Annotated in this window: 20 protein-coding genes; 2 read left to right on the top strand and 18 right to left on the bottom strand. The window is 43.2% G+C overall.

Going from position 1 to position 17,877, the window contains the following annotated elements:
• Positions 1-48: 48 nt before the first annotated feature.
• The 14 genes from lacG to FOC72_RS02235 all read right to left on the bottom strand — a co-directional run bounded on the left by lacG (position 49) and on the right by FOC72_RS02235 (position 12,885).
• On the bottom strand, positions 49-1,455 hold the full coding sequence (lacG, locus tag FOC72_RS02295; protein WP_002894737.1) for a 6-phospho-beta-galactosidase: 1,407 nt from the start codon (positions 1,453-1,455) through the stop codon (positions 49-51).
• An 83-nt stretch (positions 1,456-1,538) separates the two neighbouring features.
• Positions 1,539-3,245 carry a lactose-specific PTS transporter subunit EIIC gene (locus FOC72_RS02290; RefSeq protein WP_002894736.1) on the bottom strand — a complete coding sequence of 569 codons (1,707 nt, stop codon included), beginning with the start codon at positions 3,243-3,245 and terminating at the stop codon, positions 1,539-1,541.
• Positions 3,245-3,562: a PTS lactose/cellobiose transporter subunit IIA gene (locus FOC72_RS02285; RefSeq protein ID WP_002894735.1), complete on the bottom strand. Its 318-nt coding sequence runs from the start codon at positions 3,560-3,562 to the stop codon at positions 3,245-3,247. The genes FOC72_RS02290 and FOC72_RS02285 overlap by 1 nt, the downstream gene beginning before the upstream one ends.
• Positions 3,563-3,610: 48 nt before the next feature.
• A complete protein-coding gene (locus FOC72_RS02280) occupies positions 3,611-4,444 on the bottom strand; it encodes a PRD domain-containing protein (protein ID WP_002894731.1) in 834 nt (277 codons plus the stop codon).
• 196 nt (positions 4,445-4,640) lie between these two features.
• Positions 4,641-5,621 (bottom strand): tagatose-bisphosphate aldolase, encoded by a 981-nt coding sequence (lacD, locus tag FOC72_RS02275; protein ID WP_002894728.1) that lies wholly within the window; start codon positions 5,619-5,621, stop codon positions 4,641-4,643.
• 3 nt (positions 5,622-5,624) lie between these two features.
• Positions 5,625-6,554 (bottom strand): tagatose-6-phosphate kinase, encoded by a 930-nt coding sequence (locus FOC72_RS02270; RefSeq protein WP_002894725.1) that lies wholly within the window; start codon positions 6,552-6,554, stop codon positions 5,625-5,627.
• A gap of 12 nt (positions 6,555-6,566) precedes the next feature.
• Entirely contained in the window at positions 6,567-7,082 is a 516-nt protein-coding gene (lacB, locus tag FOC72_RS02265; protein WP_002894723.1) for a galactose-6-phosphate isomerase subunit LacB, read from the bottom strand.
• Positions 7,083-7,098: 16 nt separating this feature from the next.
• Positions 7,099-7,524 (bottom strand): galactose-6-phosphate isomerase subunit LacA, encoded by a 426-nt coding sequence (gene lacA / locus FOC72_RS02260; protein ID WP_032914074.1) that lies wholly within the window; start codon positions 7,522-7,524, stop codon positions 7,099-7,101.
• Between the two features lie 208 nt (positions 7,525-7,732).
• Entirely contained in the window at positions 7,733-8,488 is a 756-nt protein-coding gene (locus FOC72_RS02255; protein ID WP_002894718.1) for a DeoR/GlpR family DNA-binding transcription regulator, read from the bottom strand.
• Between the two features lie 217 nt (positions 8,489-8,705).
• Positions 8,706-9,362 (bottom strand): DUF4230 domain-containing protein, encoded by a 657-nt coding sequence (locus FOC72_RS02250; RefSeq protein WP_002894715.1) that lies wholly within the window; start codon positions 9,360-9,362, stop codon positions 8,706-8,708.
• Between the two features lie 4 nt (positions 9,363-9,366).
• The gene (locus tag FOC72_RS11635) at positions 9,367-9,501 is read right to left on the bottom strand and encodes a hypothetical protein (protein ID WP_002894713.1); all 135 of its coding nucleotides are present in this window, start codon (positions 9,499-9,501) and stop codon (positions 9,367-9,369) included.
• Positions 9,502-9,675: 174 nt separating this feature from the next.
• Positions 9,676-11,673 carry a methionine--tRNA ligase gene (gene metG / locus FOC72_RS02245; protein WP_032914071.1) on the bottom strand — a complete coding sequence of 666 codons (1,998 nt, stop codon included), beginning with the start codon at positions 11,671-11,673 and terminating at the stop codon, positions 9,676-9,678.
• Between the two features lie 127 nt (positions 11,674-11,800).
• Positions 11,801-12,433 (bottom strand): DUF421 domain-containing protein, encoded by a 633-nt coding sequence (locus FOC72_RS02240; protein ID WP_002894710.1) that lies wholly within the window; start codon positions 12,431-12,433, stop codon positions 11,801-11,803.
• On the bottom strand, positions 12,430-12,885 hold the full coding sequence (locus FOC72_RS02235) for a DUF3290 family protein (protein WP_002894708.1): 456 nt from the start codon (positions 12,883-12,885) through the stop codon (positions 12,430-12,432). Before FOC72_RS02235 ends, FOC72_RS02240 begins: the two co-directional genes overlap by 4 nt.
• Positions 12,886-13,021: 136 nt before the next feature.
• Here FOC72_RS02235 and FOC72_RS02230 point away from each other — a divergent pair, with 136 nt between their 5' ends.
• Together FOC72_RS02230 and FOC72_RS02225 are read left to right on the top strand one after the other, a co-directional pair.
• The gene (locus FOC72_RS02230) at positions 13,022-13,849 is read left to right on the top strand and encodes an exodeoxyribonuclease III (protein WP_002894705.1); all 828 of its coding nucleotides are present in this window, start codon (positions 13,022-13,024) and stop codon (positions 13,847-13,849) included.
• An 11-nt stretch (positions 13,850-13,860) separates the two neighbouring features.
• Entirely contained in the window at positions 13,861-14,247 is a 387-nt protein-coding gene (locus tag FOC72_RS02225) for a bleomycin resistance protein (protein ID WP_002894702.1), read from the top strand.
• A gap of 27 nt (positions 14,248-14,274) precedes the next feature.
• On the opposite strand, the gene nth is transcribed toward FOC72_RS02225, so the two are convergent.
• The 4 genes from nth to serC form a co-directional block, all read right to left on the bottom strand.
• A complete protein-coding gene (nth, locus tag FOC72_RS02220; RefSeq protein WP_002894698.1) occupies positions 14,275-14,904 on the bottom strand; it encodes an endonuclease III in 630 nt (209 codons plus the stop codon).
• Positions 14,905-14,998: 94 nt separating this feature from the next.
• The gene (locus FOC72_RS02215; RefSeq protein WP_002894697.1) at positions 14,999-15,352 is read right to left on the bottom strand and encodes an arsenate reductase family protein; all 354 of its coding nucleotides are present in this window, start codon (positions 15,350-15,352) and stop codon (positions 14,999-15,001) included.
• A 124-nt stretch (positions 15,353-15,476) separates the two neighbouring features.
• Complete coding sequence (locus tag FOC72_RS02210) at positions 15,477-16,652, bottom strand: 3-phosphoglycerate dehydrogenase family protein (protein ID WP_002894695.1); 1,176 nt, start codon at positions 16,650-16,652, stop codon at positions 15,477-15,479.
• Between the two features lie 12 nt (positions 16,653-16,664).
• Positions 16,665-17,756 (bottom strand): 3-phosphoserine/phosphohydroxythreonine transaminase, encoded by a 1,092-nt coding sequence (gene serC, locus FOC72_RS02205; protein WP_002894694.1) that lies wholly within the window; start codon positions 17,754-17,756, stop codon positions 16,665-16,667.
• Positions 17,757-17,877: the final 121 nt, after the last annotated feature.

The raw sequence follows: 17,877 nt of genomic DNA, 5'->3' as shown, positions 1-17,877 counted from the left end.
CTCCTATTCTAGCCGATTTCATTCAGCTAAGGATGGGAGTTTTTTTGCCTATTCAATCATTTGTGTTTCAGCTAATTTCTTATACCAGTGAGCGGATTTCTTTGGATAGCGTTCTTGCGTTTCGAAGTCTACGTAGAATAAGCCGTAACGTTTTTCATAACCGTTAGACCAAGAAAAGACATCCATCAGAGACCAGATAAAGTAGCCCTTGACATTAGCCCCATCCGCAATCGCATCGGATAAAACTTCCAGATGCTGCTTGACGTAATCAATCCTAGCATCGTCGTAAACCGTATTGTCCACAAATTCATCCTTATAACCCAGACCATTTTCTGTGATATAAATCTTCTTGTAGTTGGGATAATCCTTCTTAATCCGCATGATCTGATCATAGAGGCCTTGCGGATAGATAATCCAATCCCAATCAGTTTTCGGAATATGAGTTGGAGATTCTCTGCGCCCTACACCCTTAATCTGGTACTTGGAGCTTCCCTTTTCGCCTTTACCGTTATGGATAATTTCTGTTTCACCGTCAAAGTCGCGCATCCAGTCACTCATATAGTAGTTGATGCCAAGGAAGTCATTAAGATCTTTAGCTGCTTCTAAAGCCGCAAAGTCTTCATCTCGTAGATCCAGCTGACCACCATTGACCTTAAGGATATGATTTACTCCTGCCAGAGTTACATCTGAATAGTGCCCCAGATAAGTCGCATCTAGGATAAACTTGTTATGGATAATATCTTCCAACTCTGCTGCTCTGACATCTGCTGGATTTTCTAGATCATAAGGATATTTTGTCGGAAGTGCATGAACGACACCGATTTCACCCTTGTAACCCTTGTCCTTATAGAGCTTAACAGCACGGGCATGTGAGACCATCATATTGTGATGGGATTGGAAAACCTTGGCCAAGTCATACTGGATACCCGGCGGGAATTTTCCGACTAAGTACTGACCATCACCAATAGGACCAATTTCATTGAAAGTCGTCCAATAGCGAACTTCTGGAAATTCTTCAAAACAGAAAGCCGCATAGTCCACAAAGTGCTCAATATTTTCTCGATTGAGGAAATCGCCATTTGAATGAAGGGCCTCTGGTGTATCAAAGTGGTGGAGGGTCACAAAAGGTTCTACATGGCGTTTGTGGCATTCTGCGAAAAGATTATGGTAAAATTCCACACCTTTTGGATTGACCTCGCCATAGCCTGTCGGGAAAATCCGTGACCAAGCAATGGAAATCCGAATACCATTGACACCATACTCTTCAGCCAATTTCAGATCCACAGGGTATTTGTGGTAAAAGTCGCTGGCAGGTTCTGCCGTATACCAGTAGTTATCCTCTAGGTATTTATCCCAGGCAACAGGTCCTTTTCCATCTGTGTGGGTTGCTCCCTCAGCTTGATAGGCCGCTGTTGCACCACCGAAAATAAAATCTTTAGGTAAACTTTTTGTCATCTTATTTTCCTTTCAATAGCCTTTGAGATGAAGTCAAGCTTGATGACATTCTTATCAAGTTGCTTCATCTCAAATAAACAGATTTAGTTGTTAAATTGCTCCTGAACGAAGGCAAGCGCCCCTTTGCCATCACGGGTTAGTTTGATGTATTGGCCGCCTTCAGTCTTAGCTAGCTTGATGCCTAATTTATCTGTTTCCGCTTTCATATCTTCAAAGTTGGAAGCAACTTGAGGAGCCAGGATAACGAGATCAAACTCAGGCAACATTTCACGGTGAGCACCGTAGCCGCCAGCTGCTGCTTTGACAGGAACATTGTATTCAGCTGCTGCTTTATTCAAAGCGTTGGCCAGCAATCCGCTAGTACCACCGCCTGCACAGAGCACCAGAACATTGGTTTCTTCGCTTATATTGTTTTGAGATGGAGCTTCTTCATCCACTCCTGCTTTTTCAAGGATAGCGTCTGCTTTAGCAGTATTAAAGTTAGCTGCTACTTTTTCTTTAAGAGCATCGTTAGCTTTGCCGGAACGTTCTTCTTCTAGGATTTGTTCGTCGTAAACCTTGACAAATGGATAGTAAATAATCACATCCACTACAACAAGAAGGGCTGCAAGAACAAAGGACAGAAGCTGGAAGTTGGTACCCAGCACAATTCCCAGAGGTCCAGGTGTCACCCAAGGAAGGTTAGCTGAGAAGGAGTTCATGTTCAAAGTATCAACAAAGAATTTGAAAATCCATACGTTTGCGATAGGTGCAAAGATAAATGGAATGAAGAAAATTGGATTCAGTACGATTGGAGCACCAAAGAGAATTGGCTCATTTACACCAAAGAAAGTTGGGACAACAGATGCCCGTCCAATTGCACGGTTACGCTCGGACTTACAGATCCACATGAAGAGGAATGGAACAATCAAGGTCGCACCAGTACCACCCATAGTAACGATAAACATTTGCGTACCAGAAGTGATGACCTTATCCGCATGCTGACCAGCTTGTACCAGAGCCAAGTTGGCATCGATATTGGCATAAGTAATGGCAGCAATGGCAGGCTCAACGATAGATGGACCGTGAATTCCCACAAACCAAAAGAAAGCATAAGCACCAAAGATAAGCGTGATTCCCAGATAGCCATCTGCCGCTGAGAAAAGCGGAGCGAGAAGTGTTCCGATGGATTCAGCAACCGTTACTCCCAGACTTGCTTTAACAAGCAGTTCCAAACCGTAGAGCAGAACGACTGAGACAGTAAATGGAATCAAGTCTTTAAATACTTGCGAGATATTTGGTGGAACTTCTTCTGGCATGCGAATGGTGACATTATTTTTCACGCAAACTTTGTAGACATTAACCGTAACAAAGGCTGCGATGAAAGCTGTCAAAAGACCTTTCGTTCCCATGAAGGCAGTTAGGAAGCCGCCTTCCTTGGCAGGCTCAGCTGCCATGAGGAGGAAGCCGACCATAGAAGCCAGCATAGTAGACAAGAAGTTAATCTGGTTTGTCGCAGGCAGGTCGCGGTTGACAGAGTCTGTCAAAGCCTTTGCAGTGGTCCCACCCACAAAGAAAGCCAGAATCCCCATTGAATAGCTATAAGGAGTCATTAGGAAAGTTTCAATATCCTTAGACCAGTGGAAGCCCCAAGCATTTGGCACATAGGCAATCAAGATAAAGATAGATGAGAAGAGGATGACTGGCATACCAGCGATAAAGCCATCCCGAATGGCACGGAGATAGATATTCCGAGAAATCTTCTCAAAGAAAGGCTTCCCTTTCTCAATAAGTCCGATGAGTTTGTTCATTATTTTACTCCTCTTTTATATAATTCAATCAAATGGTGCATCATGTCTTTTAGCAAAATAGTAGTCATTAAGTGATCTTGACCGTGCATCATGGTCACACTGTAAGCCAAGTCCTCACCAGCCGCTTCTTTTGTCAAAAGACTGGTCTGAGCATGGTGTGCTTCAGCGATGCAGCCATTTGCTTCTTCTACCAAGGCATCTGCCTTGGCAAAATCCCCAGCCTCTGCGGCTTTCAAAGCTTCCAGGAGCTTGGATCGAGCGTCACCAGCGTAGGCCACAATTTCAAAACCGAGCAATGTTACTTCTTCTCTATTCATGATAGTTCCTCCTTGTATTCTTATGTGAAATTTTATTATTATTTGCTATTATAAAAGGCGTTGGATATGCAGCACTAGGTAGACCCGTTCGCTACGATATAAATCAATTCCCGTCTTCTGGGCAATGATGTGGTAAATATCACTTCCGACCTGATAGGCTTGAGGATAGGTCATCTGGATCTGACTTTCCATTTCCAGCAGGGAAACATTGTCATCACGGCTTCTGTCCAGATAGTCCAAAAAGTAGTTCAGGTGAATCATAAAACGGTCATAAAAGTTGCTGTTTTCTGCACTTCTTTTAATGCCATTTTTCTTCAGCTCTGCCTCAACAGCAGCCAGAATATCTTTTCGCTTGCCCAAGTGACTTTGCCCCTCAGGATTGGTCTCCCCTTCAGCATTGATAAAGTGATAGGCAATGCGATTGACCTCGTCGCTAGGGAAATGATCCAACAACCGCTCGCGGTATATCGCTACTGCTTCCTGAGCAATCTGATAAGGGACAGGGTATTTGTCCGAAGCATCCGGCAGATCACTCTCCTTGTACCGCCCCTGCTGCACAGCCTGATAAGAACAGTAGATGTGATCCGTCAGCGTGACATAGATGTACTCCTGAACAGGGTAATCATACTTCTTAGAAAGGGTGTCAATCACATCATAGGTCACTGTGATAAAGTCCAGCGGAACATCTTTGAGCAAGGCCACAAAGTTTTCTTTAGACTCTTCCGTTCTTAGGCGAAAGATTTTCTCAATCTTACTTTCAAGAACGATATCACCCTTCTTTTTATTAAAGGCTATACCACTGCCAATCAGAACAACCTCTTCACCATTTTCATGTTTGGCTAGAGCAACATTGTTGTTCATAGGATGTATGATTCGATACATATCTCCTCCTCTTCATTTTCTAGGGTTCTGGCAAAACAAAAAGACCACAAACAAACCGAGGCTAGATCTTCCCTCAATTTATTTGCGGTCACGCCTAATCCAACTTAGTAACGCTCACCCTATTCAATTTCTGATTTCATTATAGCATATCAGTTCAAGAATGTAAACCCTTACTTTATTTATTTTTTAACAAATTTTAGGCTCTTTCTTTCCAAGAGGTAGCTGTTTTTTGAAGAACCTTGTTGAGCTCATCAATATTTTCAAATCCAGTTGTACGAAGCCACTTGCGAGCTGCTTCTTCGCCTTGCTCAATGTAGTCTTTGACACTGCCAGCCCAAGTCGCCCGTCCGCAAAGAACGCCGTTGAAGTTAGCACCTGACTCATGAGCAAACACAAGTGTTTCTTGGAAGAGTTTTGCAGATACACCAGCACTCAAATAGATGTATGGCAGGTTAGTTGCTTCATCCTGTTCCTTGAAGAAGGCAGCAGCTTGTTCTTTAGTATGAACCACTTCACCATCGCCAAAGCCTTCAACGTATTTAACATTGACTGGAACTTCCACTTTCAAGACATCAATGTTGAAACGTGGATCTGAGAAGACCTTCATGGCACCGATAACCTTGTGAGGTTTCACTTTAGCGTACTCAGCGCTGGAAGCATCCGCAATCTTTTCATCGTAAGCCAAGATTTCAAGGAAGAAAGGAATATCTTCTGCCACACACTCAGAACCCACACGCTCGATATAAGCCTGCTTTTGCTGGTTGAGTTCTTCTGAGCTGTCTACGTCATAGTAAAGGAGGAATTTCACTGCATCCGCACCTTGTTCTTTGATACGTTTTGCTGACCAAACATCCAGACAGTCTGGCAGGCGCTTGGTGCTAGAAGTATCATAGCCTGTCTTTTCATAGGCCAATAGCAAGCCTGCATTCTTGTCCAAAGCTTTCGTAGCAGGCAGTCCATACTCAGGATCCAACAGCATAGACGAAGCGTAAGGAGTCAGCTCTTCTGCGACCAAAACTTTCAGTTCTTCCATTTGAGCTACTGTTGGTTCTGCTTCCTGGTGTTGAGCCATGAGACGTTTCAAAGCACCACGTTGGTCAAACGCCAAGGCAGAAATGATGCCATTCTCATCAGAGAGTTTTTCCATGTACTTGCGTTTTTGTTCTGTTAATACCATTCTTTATACCTCTTTTACTGTGATTTGATTGTATAGGCCGTCGTAGTTTGTAACATTGACATGACCGGTCATTTTTTCTTGAGCATTGAGCATGCCGAGAACATTTGCTTTCTTCAATAAGGAAGCATCATCTAAGCGAAGACTCAAAGCCGAAGAAATCCCTGCAACAGTTGAGTCCCCGGAGCCAACTGGATTGACTACTTGGATTTTAGGGATATCTACTTTATAGAAAGTATCCCAGTGTTTGGCAAAAGCGCCATCTGCACCGAGTGATACGATAATCCACTCGATTCCTTCAAATAGCGATTCTGAAAGGACAGCTTTTAACTCATCCAAATCTTTGGAAACGTCGCGACCCAACAACTGAGAAAGTTCCTCATTATTAGGTTTGATGGCAGTTGGTTTGACATCTGATTTGAGCACAGCTTCCAGAGCAGCTCCAGAGCAATCCAGCACCACCTTATTGCCAGCTTGATTAGCAATTTCAACCAATTGAATATAATATTCAACAGGTAAACCGGCTGGTAGACTTCCCGAGATGCTAACTACTTCAGCTGATTCCATTAATGATTTAAAATGATGTAAAAAACCATTTGCCTCATCCGCTGTAATAGTCGGACCGGCTTCCAGGATTTCTGTTTGTTTACCTTCATGTAAGATTGCAATGCAATTCCTCGTATCTCCCGAAATATTATAAAATAATGGCCGTACAGCTTGATGAAGATTCCGCAAGAGAAATTCACCATTGGTCCCACCAATCAGTCCCGTCGCAGCGACATTGTCTCCAATTTCTGCCAAGACCCTGGTTACGTTGAGGCCTTTGCCGCCCGCTGTTTTACTGACTTCCGCAACACGATTAACAGTATCTATTTTCAATTCTTCTAAAGGATAGGAAATATCGATAGAAGGATTCATGGTCACTGTAAGAATCATCTGGCTACCTCACTAGTCGTGGTACTCTCCACGATCCCATTTTTCAAGAAATTCTGTAAAGAAGTTGGCATCTGTTTGATGAGCATTGTGAGTCTCAACGTGCTCAATTTTTGCGATCAATTTTTTATTTTCTTCAGTTGGCTTGTACTCCGCATGAATGAAAGCTTCAATGATGTCACACATAAGGAGCTCACCAGTGATTTTTCCGCCAAAACCGATAACGTTGGCGTTGAGCTCTTCTTTAGCATAGAGCGCTGAAGTCATGTCACGTACCAAAGCTGAACGAACACCAGGAACTTTATTTACAGCGTTGTTGATACCGACACCTGTACCACAGATACAAACACCAAGATCAGCTTGTCCACTAACGACTGCCTCCCCTACTTTTTTACCAAAGATTGGGTAGTGAGTACGTGTATGGTCATAAGTTCCAAAATCAAGAACTTCATAGCCTTTTGATTTTAGAAAATCTGAGACTGCCATTTTTTCATTGGTAACGATATGGTCACATCCAATTGCAATTTTCATTTGATTTCTCCTTTTCTTAGCACATCTTGTTGAGCATGTCGACCCGGATTTGGTGGCGGCCACCGTCGTATTTCCCATTGACAAAGCCTTTGGCAATATTCTTAGCCAGACCTTCACCAACGATTTCAGCTCCCATTGTAACCATGCGAGAGTTGTTATGGCCGCGAGTCATGTAGGCAGAGCGTTCATCTGAGACTTCCGCCGCTACCATACCTTTGATTTTGGTCGCTACCATAAATGGACCAGCACCATAAGCGTCAATGACAATACCAAGATTTTCCTCTTGTTTATTCACCTCAGCCGCAACTGCAAGGGTCACATCAACAAAATCTTGACCTTCTTTCGTCACATCCACCACTTCAAAGTTTTCTCCGACGAGAAAATCCTTGACCACATCTTTCAGCTTGCTTCCAGCAGCATCTGCTCCAATAATAATTGCCATGAGCATTCTCCTTTGTTTGATTTTTTGCACAGAATATTGTTTATAAAAAACACTTTCTGTTTCCTATAAGCATACTATACTCCTTTAAAAGTTATTTGTCAACATATTTTTGTTTATTTTAATCAAAATATTTTTAAAGATGATTAAAATAAACAAAAAAAGCCCTAAAAAGAGCTTTTTGATATTTTTTTCATCCATTTAAAATAAACTAGGAAATAATCTTGGTATAAACTTCCAGTTCTTCCTGAGCATTTTCAGACATCTGGTCCGTGATAACAGCTGTAATATCTGCCAAAGGACAGATAGAAGTGAAATCTTCCTTGCCAATCTTAGAAGAATCAATCAGTAGGTAGGTCTCTGTCGAGCGCTCCAAAGCTAGCTTCTGGGTGTAGGCTTCTTCAAAAGAAGAAGTCATAATCTGACCATTTTTGATACCATTGCCGCTGAAAAACATCTTGGTAAAATACATCTTATCCATGATGGCATTGGTCATCTCGCCGACAAAGGCTTGAGTCGCTTCCCGCATCTCCCCACCAAGTAGAAAGACTTTGAAGGTATCCGACTTCTTCTTCAGAAGATCATGAAAGATCGGCAGGCAGTTGGTAATCACGCGCAAGTGCTGATTGCTGATTTCCTCAGCCAGCACTTCTACAGAAGTCCCTGGTCCAAGAAAAATAGTATCGCCATCTTCAATCAGCTCCACAGCCTTCTTGGCAACGGTCCGCTTGGCCTCGATATTCTGATAAAGCTTCTCTTCATGAGGGATTTCTCTGTACTTGAGATGCTGATTACTTTTAGCCCCACCGTGAACACGAGTCAGCAGCCCTTTACTTTCCAACTCAATCAAGTCCCGCCGAACCGTCATGTCGGAGACCTTCATACTCTCTACAATCTCAGCAACCGTCACCGTCCCAGCTCGATCCACCAGCTTAACTATTTCGCCCTGTCTCTGATTTTTACCCATACTATTCCCTCTCTACACTCTAGTTTTGTTTATTATAACTCATTTCTCTGTTTTTTTCCATATTATTTGTTTGTTTTAAACAAAATTGAGGGGTTTACGATATGCTATAGGACATAAAAAAACACCTTGCAATGATGTGCAAGATGCTTTCCCAAGTTGATAGAACGATACATTTCACTATCAGCTAAACTGTATCACTATAAAGAAATTTTGTTTCCTATTGGTTTACATATTTAAAGGTCACTTTAGCATCTGGGTCAATACTAGTCACGATATTTGTATAATAGTCTTCTGCCGATTCCGTAATAAGATTTTTATACTGTTTAATATACCCTTCTTGTTCTTTATTGCTAAGAGATTTAGCAACATGCTCTCCAGTATCAATATTTTCCGTTGAACCGCTCAATAGCTGTCCGCTCATATCATAGAGTTTGTATCGATCTTTTGGATTATCTGAGACCTCTACACCTATGACTTCATATTTAGGTATAGTTAGCTCGTACTCATGTTCAGCAATTTTCTTAATCTTAATTCTTTCTTTAATTCCAAATTTAGCCGTGTAATTTAGAATGATAATAGCTTTCTTAACAGACAGTGGAATACTGAAATTGGTACCAGGTATTTTTTTATCTTTCTCAATCGTTTCAACCTTTTGAATCCCTACATCCAAAAAAACACTTTCTTTGACTTTCTCTAAGCGAGTGATTTGAGTATAGATTTGGCTTCGCTCATCTGAAGCGTTTTTACCCTGGAAAAATCCAATGATATTATAAGTTTTCGCAACAACAAAAAAGATAGCAAGAACGGCTACCACAATCCATATGTAAACCTTAGCCCCCAAAACTTTTTTTATGAAATCCTTAACTATTTTCATTATACTACCTCCTCCGAATCAAAAATGCTGCTCCAAGGCTAATAATAGCTAGAAAAGCTGCTAAATAAGGGTTCAGCGGAAAGAGAATGACAATTAAAAGCAACAACAAAATAAGTGATGCAATTTTTACTATTTTCATAATATAACTCCTAAAACTTTTTCAATAAAAATTATATAAATATATATACCTTTTGTCAAGCGGTTTCAAAAAGAATATTACATCAAAAATCCCCCAGCAGCCTCCTGCTAGGGGAACATTATCGAACAAAGTCAAAAATTCTTTTTGTGAAGCTTAGCCTTCAATCAAATATTGCTATCCAATCAAACTTCCATTTGGGACCTTTTCGTCCACGGTAAGGAGAGTCAGTTGGTCGCCGTGCTCGGCTGATAGAATCATACCTTGGCTGATGCGGCTCATCATTTTGCGCGGTTTGAGGTTGGCTACGATTTGGACTTTCTTACCGACCAATTCTTGCTCATTTGGATAGTATTTAGCAATACCAGAGAGGATTTGGCGGTCCTCACCGTCTCCTGCATCCAAGCGGAACTGAAGAAGCTTGTCAGAACCTTCAACCTTAGACACCTCTTTGACTTCTGCGACACGGATTTCTACCTTATCAAAGTCGTCAAACTTGATTTCCTTGCGGTTAAGTTTGAGCTCGACTTCTTCTGGATTCCATTCTTTTTCAACCGCAGGTTTGTTGCCTTCCATTTGTCCCTTGATATAGGCAATTTCTTCTTCCATATCCAGACGTGGGAAGATTGGTGTTCCTTTTTCTACAACTGTCAGGCCTGCTGGGAGCTGGTCAATTGCTAGGTTTTCCAGCGAAGCTGCTTGAGGCAAGCCAAGTTGGCTGAGGACTGCCTTGCTGGTTTCCATCATGAAAGGCTCAATCATGTGTGCCACAACACGAAGGCTGGCTACCAAGTGGCTCATGACTGCTGCCAGTTCTTTGACCTTGGAATCATCCTTAGCCAGAACCCAAGGAGCGGTTTCATCGATATATTTATTGGTACGGGAGATGAGCGTCCAGACTGCTTCTAGGGCGCGTGGGTAGTCTACTGCATCCATGTGTTTGTAGTAGTCAGCAATAGATTGAGCTGCTACCTGAGCCAAAGCTCCATCAAAGTCTGTCACATTTTCTTCATAAGTTGGCACTTGACCATCAAAATACTTATTAATCATAGAAACCGTACGGTTGAGGAGGTTTCCGAGGTCATTGGCCAATTCATAGTTGATCCGACCTATATAGTCCTCAGGAGTGAAGGTTCCGTCTGAACCAACAGGAAGACTGCGCATGAGGTAATAACGCAATGCATCCAAACCATAGCGTTCTACCAGCATTTCGGGATAGACCACATTGCCCTTAGACTTGGACATCTTGCCATCCTTCATGACAAACCAGCCGTGAGCAATCAAGCGGTCGGGCAGCTTAATATCAAGCATCATAAGAAGGATTGGCCAGTAGATAGAGTGAAAACGCAGAATGTCCTTGCCCACCATGTGGAAGACTGTTCCATTCCAGAATTTATCGTAGTTAGCGTGATCATCCTGACCGTAGCCAAGAGCAGTCGCATAGTTAAGCAGGGCATCAATCCAGACATAAATTACGTGTTTAGGATTAGATGGCACTGGCACGCCCCAAGTAAAGGTCGTCCGAGATACAGCCAAGTCTTCCAGACCTGGCTCAATGAAGTTTTTCAGCATTTCATTGAGACGACCGTCCGGCGTGATAAAGTCAGGATGAGATTTGAAAAATTCTACCAAGCGGTCTTGGTACTTGCTGAGACGGAGGAAATAAGACTCTTCTGATACCCACTCCACTTCATGTCCAGACGGTGCGATTCCACCAGTTACTTTTCCATTTTCATCACGGAAGACTTCTGCCAGCTGGCTTTCAGTAAAGAATTCCTCATCAGATACAGAATACCAGCCTGAATATTCACCCAAGTAGATATCATCTTGGGCTAAGAGTCTTTCAAAGACATCGGCTACAACCTTTTCATGGTAGTCATCAGTCGTCCGGATAAACTTATCGTAAGAAATATCCAGCAGTTTCCAGAGTTCCTTGACCCCAACTGCCATCCCATCGACATAAGCTTGAGGACTGATACCAGCTTCTTCAGCCTTTTGCTGAATCTTCTGTCCATGCTCGTCAAGGCCAGTCAGATAGAAAACATCGTAGCCCATGAGACGCTTGTAGCGAGCCAGAACATCACAAGCAATGGTCGTATAGGCAGACCCGATGTGGAGTTTACCGCTCGGATAGTAGATAGGGGTTGTAATATAAAACGATTGTTTTTCAGTCATTTTTAATCCTTTCAAGGCTAATGAAACCTTTTTTAATAGCACTTCATTATATCATATTTTGTTCAGTTTGCGAAAAGACATTCATTTACAATAAAATCAATTAAAAAACCTAGAAAATATTCTAGGTTTAATAGGTCACAACATTCAAATTGCCGCTTTCATACTCAGCAATGAAGATATTTGAAATATCGGTGTATCCATCTTTAGCCAGTCTATCCACCAGCCACTCTTCTGTTTTATCAATAGACTCCAGAATATCAATTTGGACAACACCATCTGTGATAAGGGGATATTTAGGATTCTCTTCACCAGCCTGTACGATGATGAGTTGGCCGTTTTGCTCCAAAACCGCTCGCTTGACCTGCTTGAGCTGAAAAATACCTTGGCTGCGCAACTTCAAAGCTACATCTGCTGCTGAAAGACCAACAGAACGGCAGGCTTCGGGACTCAGTTCTCCATGCTTAATCAACGTTGTCGGCTTACCATCAATCAGATGCTTGACCGCACGGACATTGTTATTGAGACACTTCAGGCTTAAGACCAGGATGGTCCACATGATGAGAATGACCGCATACTGGAGGATGTTAATGGAGCTATTGTAAATCACCCCACCGATAATACCACCAAGAACATAGTTTTGAATCTGGTCGATCGCTGAATTAGGCGCCAGGTTTCCTTTTCCCGTCACGTTGATGACAAAAACTAGTGAGAAAAGCCCCAGCGCTAGTTTAATTAGGATTTCAAGAAAATTCAATGTCATTTTTCAACCTCCACTATTTCTATATCTGTCGTCTTATGCAAGTTAATTTTTTCAAGCAGATATTTATCCGGCTCACTGCCGCTCATAGCCCGATAAAAGTTCTTTCCGACCTTCAAAATCGCTCCATCCGTCGCGGCTGAAGTATTGACATAGACCTCCGACTTATCCACACCCAAGTCTTCTGAAATAACCTCAATAAAATGCAGAGAGGTTTGAAACTGGTTGTTAGAGTCTTGGTCAGTCTGAAAATTGCTAATGCCAATCAAGACCATGGCCACCAAGGCCAAAACAGAGATGATGGCTAGTTCTCGAAATTTTGAATCACGCTTATTGCGATAGGCCTTAAAAGCAAAAAAACCTGTCACAAGCAACAGCAAGACAGAAAGCGCAACTGTCACCCAGTTTTGCTGGCTAATCTGACTCAAAACATAATCATAAGAATAGAATTTCATGGCTTCCCCCTATTTTCTCGCTCTATTATAGAAAATCTTTCCTACTTTTTCAAGTCTCTTACAATCTCTTTGCTATAAATCAGTTCTAAATTTTGTTATAATAAACTCAGTAAATTTTACTAGAAAAGGAAATTTTATGAAACTCATCTCTTGGAACATTGACTCTCTCAACGCTGCATTGACCAGTGATTCTGCCCGAGCTCAGCTCTCTCAAGCAGTCCTTCAAACCTTGCAAGCAGAAAATGCAGATGTTATCGCCATTCAGGAAACAAAACTGTCTGCGTCTGGCCCAACAAAAAAACACTTGGAAATTTTGACAAATCTTTTCCCAGACTATGAAAACACTTGGCGCTCCTCCCAAGAGCCGGCCCGCAAAGGCTATGCAGGAACCATGTTCCTCTACAAAAAAGAACTGACGCCAACCGTAACCTTCCCAGAAATCGGCGCTCCGTCAACCATGGATGTTGAAGGCCGCATCATTACGCTGGAATTTGACGGTTTCTTTGTCACACAGGTCTATACGCCTAATGCTGGCGATGGCCTCAAACGTTTGGATGACCGTCAAGTCTGGGATGCCAAATACGCTGAATACTTGGCAACACTAGATGAACAAAAACCAGTACTTGCAACTGGTGACTATAATGTGGCCCACAAGGAAATCGACTTGGCCAATCCAGCCAGCAACCGCCGTTCACCAGGCTTTACTGACGAAGAGCGCGCTGGCTTCACCAACCTGCTGGCTAAAGGCTTCACCGATACCTTCCGCCACTTACACGGCGATATCCCTAACCAATACACTTGGTGGGCGCAGCGTAGCAAGACTTCTAAAATCAACAATACAGGCTGGAGAATCGACTACTGGCTGACAAGCAACCGTGTAGCTGACAAGGTGACCAAGTCTGATATGATTGACTCCGGTGCGCGCCAAGACCACACACCGATTGTCATGGAGATTGAGCTCTAAGGAGAAAACGAATGGACTATCAAGCTGTCATTCCCGAATTTGTGGTATCCAACATCGAAAAGTCGCGCCACTTCTACTGCGACTTGCTGGGATTCTCTGTCCAATATGAGCGTCCAGAGGAGAAATTTCTCTTCCTCTCACTTGAAGACTGCCAACTTATGCTAGAAGAAGGCAGCGTAGAAGAATTAGCCCAACTAACCTATCCTTTCGGGCGCGGTGTCAATATTTCCTTTGGCATTGAAGATGTCCCTCAGCTCCACCAAAAACTACTGGAAGCTGACTATCCCATCCATCGTCCTCTGACGAAAAGAGAATTTCGAGTGGGAGATAGCTTTATTTATCCCCATGAATTTGCGATTTTGGATCCAGATGGTTATTTTTTAAGATTTAGTGAATAAGAAAGCGAAGTCATCAGACCTCGCTTTTTAAATGTCTTTAAAGTTATAGAGTTGCGGATAGTGATCGCACTCGGGATTTTTAGGATGGCAGATGGCACGTCCAAAGTAAATCATGGCCTGATGGGCTGGCAGCCAACGTTCCGGTGGAAGGACATCCATAACTCGCTTTTCTACTTCCAGTGGCGTTGCCGACTTTTTAACGATATCATGGTGCTTGCAGATGCGCTCCACATGGGTATCGACAGCAAAGGCTGGAACGCCAAATCCCACACTCATGACTACATTGGCCGTCTTGCGACCAACTCCCGCTAAACTCTCCAATTCTGCCCGCGTTTGTGGTACTTGACCGTCAAAGTCGTCCAAAAGCTGCTGGGCACATTTCTTCAAAAACTTAGCCTTGTTTCGATAGAGACCCAGACGGGAGATGTATTTAGCAATATCTGCTTCACTAGCCGCAGCCATCTCCTGCGGACTTGAATAGGCTTCAAATAAAGCCGGCGTTGCCTTATTGACAGCAGCATCCGTCGTCTGAGCCGACAGCATGACCGCTACCAAAAGCTCAAAGTGATTGCGAAAATCCAGACTGGGCTTGGCGTCAGGGAAAAGAGCAATAATCTCTTCAATCACATGACGAGCCCGTTTTTTTGATAAAACCATGATTCTTCTTTCTAAGATTGAGATAGATTTATTATATCATGAAAGGAAGAAGCATCCAAAAAACATGATTGAGAAAGCAGCTGGTCTTAATATTTCACAAACCCAACTCTTCATACGCCTTTCGGTAGCCAATCTGCAAGATCTGGTTATCTCGAACCAGAAGCGGTCGCTTAATCAGCATGCCGTCTGTCGATAATAAATCTGCAGCTTCCTGAGCTGTCAAATGTGGCACCTGTTCTTTGAGTCCCAGTTCACGGTATTTGAGTCCGCTGGTATTGAAAAAGGCCTTGATCTCAAAGTCCGAGTTCTGAATCCAGTCTAGGAGCTGATCCCGGCTAGGTGTATTTTGGACAATATCCACCGCTTCAAAATCCACTCCTAATTGATTGAGCTCAGCCTTGGCCTTGCGGCAGGTAGAGCATTTTGGGTATTCGATAAATTGTAACATTGTTTTTCCTCCGTCCCTATGATAGCCCAGCTAGCTCCTTCTTGTCAAGCCGAGACTTATTAGAAAAAGCCGACAAGCGAAAGGCTCATCGGCAGGCACAGACGCATTCCATGAAGAAACACCTCTATTTTTTGATTAAACGCACGCGCACAATATTATCGCTATTCTCAAATTTATCAACCAGCTCCTGAATCTTGCTTTCGTCTGACTCATCCAGATCCAGCAAAGTATAGGCATAATCACCCTTGGAACGATTAATGATATTGTCGATATTGATATTCAAGTCACTAACAGCTGTTGAAATCCGAGCCACAATATTCGGTACATTTTTGTTAATCAGGGTAATCCGATAAGGCGCTGAGAGAGCCTGACGGACATTAGGGAAATTCACTGAGTTGATAATCTCGCCTGTTTCCATGAAGCGTCGAATGGTTTTCCCAGCCATAATGGCACAGTTGAGCTCAGCTTCTTCGGTCGATCCGCCCAGATGCGGAAAGACTGTAATCTGCGGATGACGGAGCAGCTCATCTACACCAAAGTCTGTGATATAGCGCTTGATAACACCTGCTTCCAAGGCTTCAAAGAGGGCAGCGTTGTCCACCAGCTCGCCGCGGGCAAAGTTGATAAGAGTCGTTCCTTTTTGCATGAGACCAAAAGCAGCCTGATCAAAAGTAGCTCGTGTATCCTCAGTCAGGGGCACATGAATAGTGATATAATCACTCTTCTCAAAGATTTCCTTAATGTCTGCTACCCGCTTGACATGGCTAGAGATATTCCAAGCCGTTTCAATGGATACATAAGGATCATAGCCTAAGACGTTCATCCCCAGGCGATAGGCATCGTTAGCAATACGGCCGCCGATAGCTCCTAACCCAATGACTCCCAAAGTCTTCTCTGCAATCTCTGTCCCAGCAAACTGCTTCTTACCAGCTTCCACTTGCTTGGGAACATCATCTCCAGAAAGGCCGTTAGCCCAACTGTTAGCTGCGATATAGTCACGCGCAGACAGGAGAATGGAAGCCAAGACTGCTTCTTTCACCGCATTGGCATTAGCTCCTGGCGTGTTGAAGACCACAATTCCCTGAGCCGTTGCCTGGTCGACAGGAATATTATTGGTTCCTGCGCCTGCCCGCGCAATAGCTTTGAGCTTGCTTGGAAATTCCTGTCCATGCAGGTTTTGACTGCGCAGGATATAAGCATCCGGATTGTCAGACTTATCTCCGTCAATCTGAAAAGTATTGCCCAGCTCCTTAAGTCCGATTTGATTGATATTATTAAAGGTTTTGACACTAAAGACCATAGTTTCCCTCTCTTAAGAATTTTCTTCTTCAAATTTCTGCATAAAGGCAATCAAGTCCTTGACACCTTGGAGCGGAAAAGCATTGTAGAGACTAGCTCTCATGCCGCCTACGCTGCGGTGCCCCTTGATATTCTTGAATCCCGCTGCTGCAGCCTCTTTGTTAAATTTGGCGTCCAGCTCTTGGCTAGGAGACACAAAGGGAATATTGGCGACTGAGCGCTGCTCCTTGTAACGGACTGGACTGCGATAAAAGTCAGACTGCTCAATGAAGTCGTACAAAAGGCCAGATTTTTCACGATTGCGCTTTTCCATTTCTGCTACGCCACCCAGCTCCTTGACCCACTCAAAGACCAGCTTGGCCATATAGATGGCGAAAGTCGGTGGTGTATTGTAAAGAGAGCCATTGTCCGCCTGAATGCGGTAATCCAACATGCTAGATAGAACTGGTTCGTCATCTAGCAGGTCTTCTCGGATGATGACAACTGTCACGCCGGCAGGTCCGATATTCTTCTGAGCCCCAGCATAAATCAAACCGAAATCCTCTACTCGGTATTGAGCAGCCAGGATATTAGAAGACATATCCGCCACAATCGGCACGCCATTTGTTGCAGGCAGATCATAAATAGCCGTTCCTTCGATAGTATTATTGGTTGTCAGATGTACATAAGCCGCCTGCGGATCAATCTCCTTTTCATCAAAAGAAGGAATTTCCGTGTAATTTAAATCCTCTGACGAAGCCAAAAGAATAGGCTCAAAAGGAATGAACTTAGACAGCTTGACTGCTTCAGTGTAAGCTTTCTTTCCCCAAGATCCGGCCACTAGGTAGTAGGCCTTGCCGCCTTGGGCTAGATTAAGGGGAATCATACTAAACTGAGTAGAAGCTCCACCCTGCAAGAAGAGCACGCGGTAATTGTCCGGAATATCCATGAGCTCACGCAGCAAGCTCTCAGCTTCTTTGATAATATCGTCAAATTCTTTGGATCGGTGGGACAGCTCCATCACACTCATGCCACTTTGGGCATAGTCTAAAAACTCAGCCTGAGCTTTTTTCAAGACTTCCTTGGGCAATACTGCCGGTCCAGCAGAAAAATTGTAAATCGTCATATCCTACCTCCAAAATTTATTTTGTATATCATATCACAAAGTTTAGAAAATATCTATTTTATTTCAGAAATCAAGCACTTTTTTAGCCAATTCCCGAACATTGTTGAAATAGAGATAAGCA

Source organism: Streptococcus sanguinis, from assembly GCF_013343115.1.
In the GTDB taxonomy this organism is placed as follows: domain Bacteria; phylum Bacillota; class Bacilli; order Lactobacillales; family Streptococcaceae; genus Streptococcus; species Streptococcus sanguinis_H.
The sequence above is the reverse complement of the archived record's forward strand: the minus strand, read 5'-3'. Positions and strand labels throughout refer to the sequence as shown.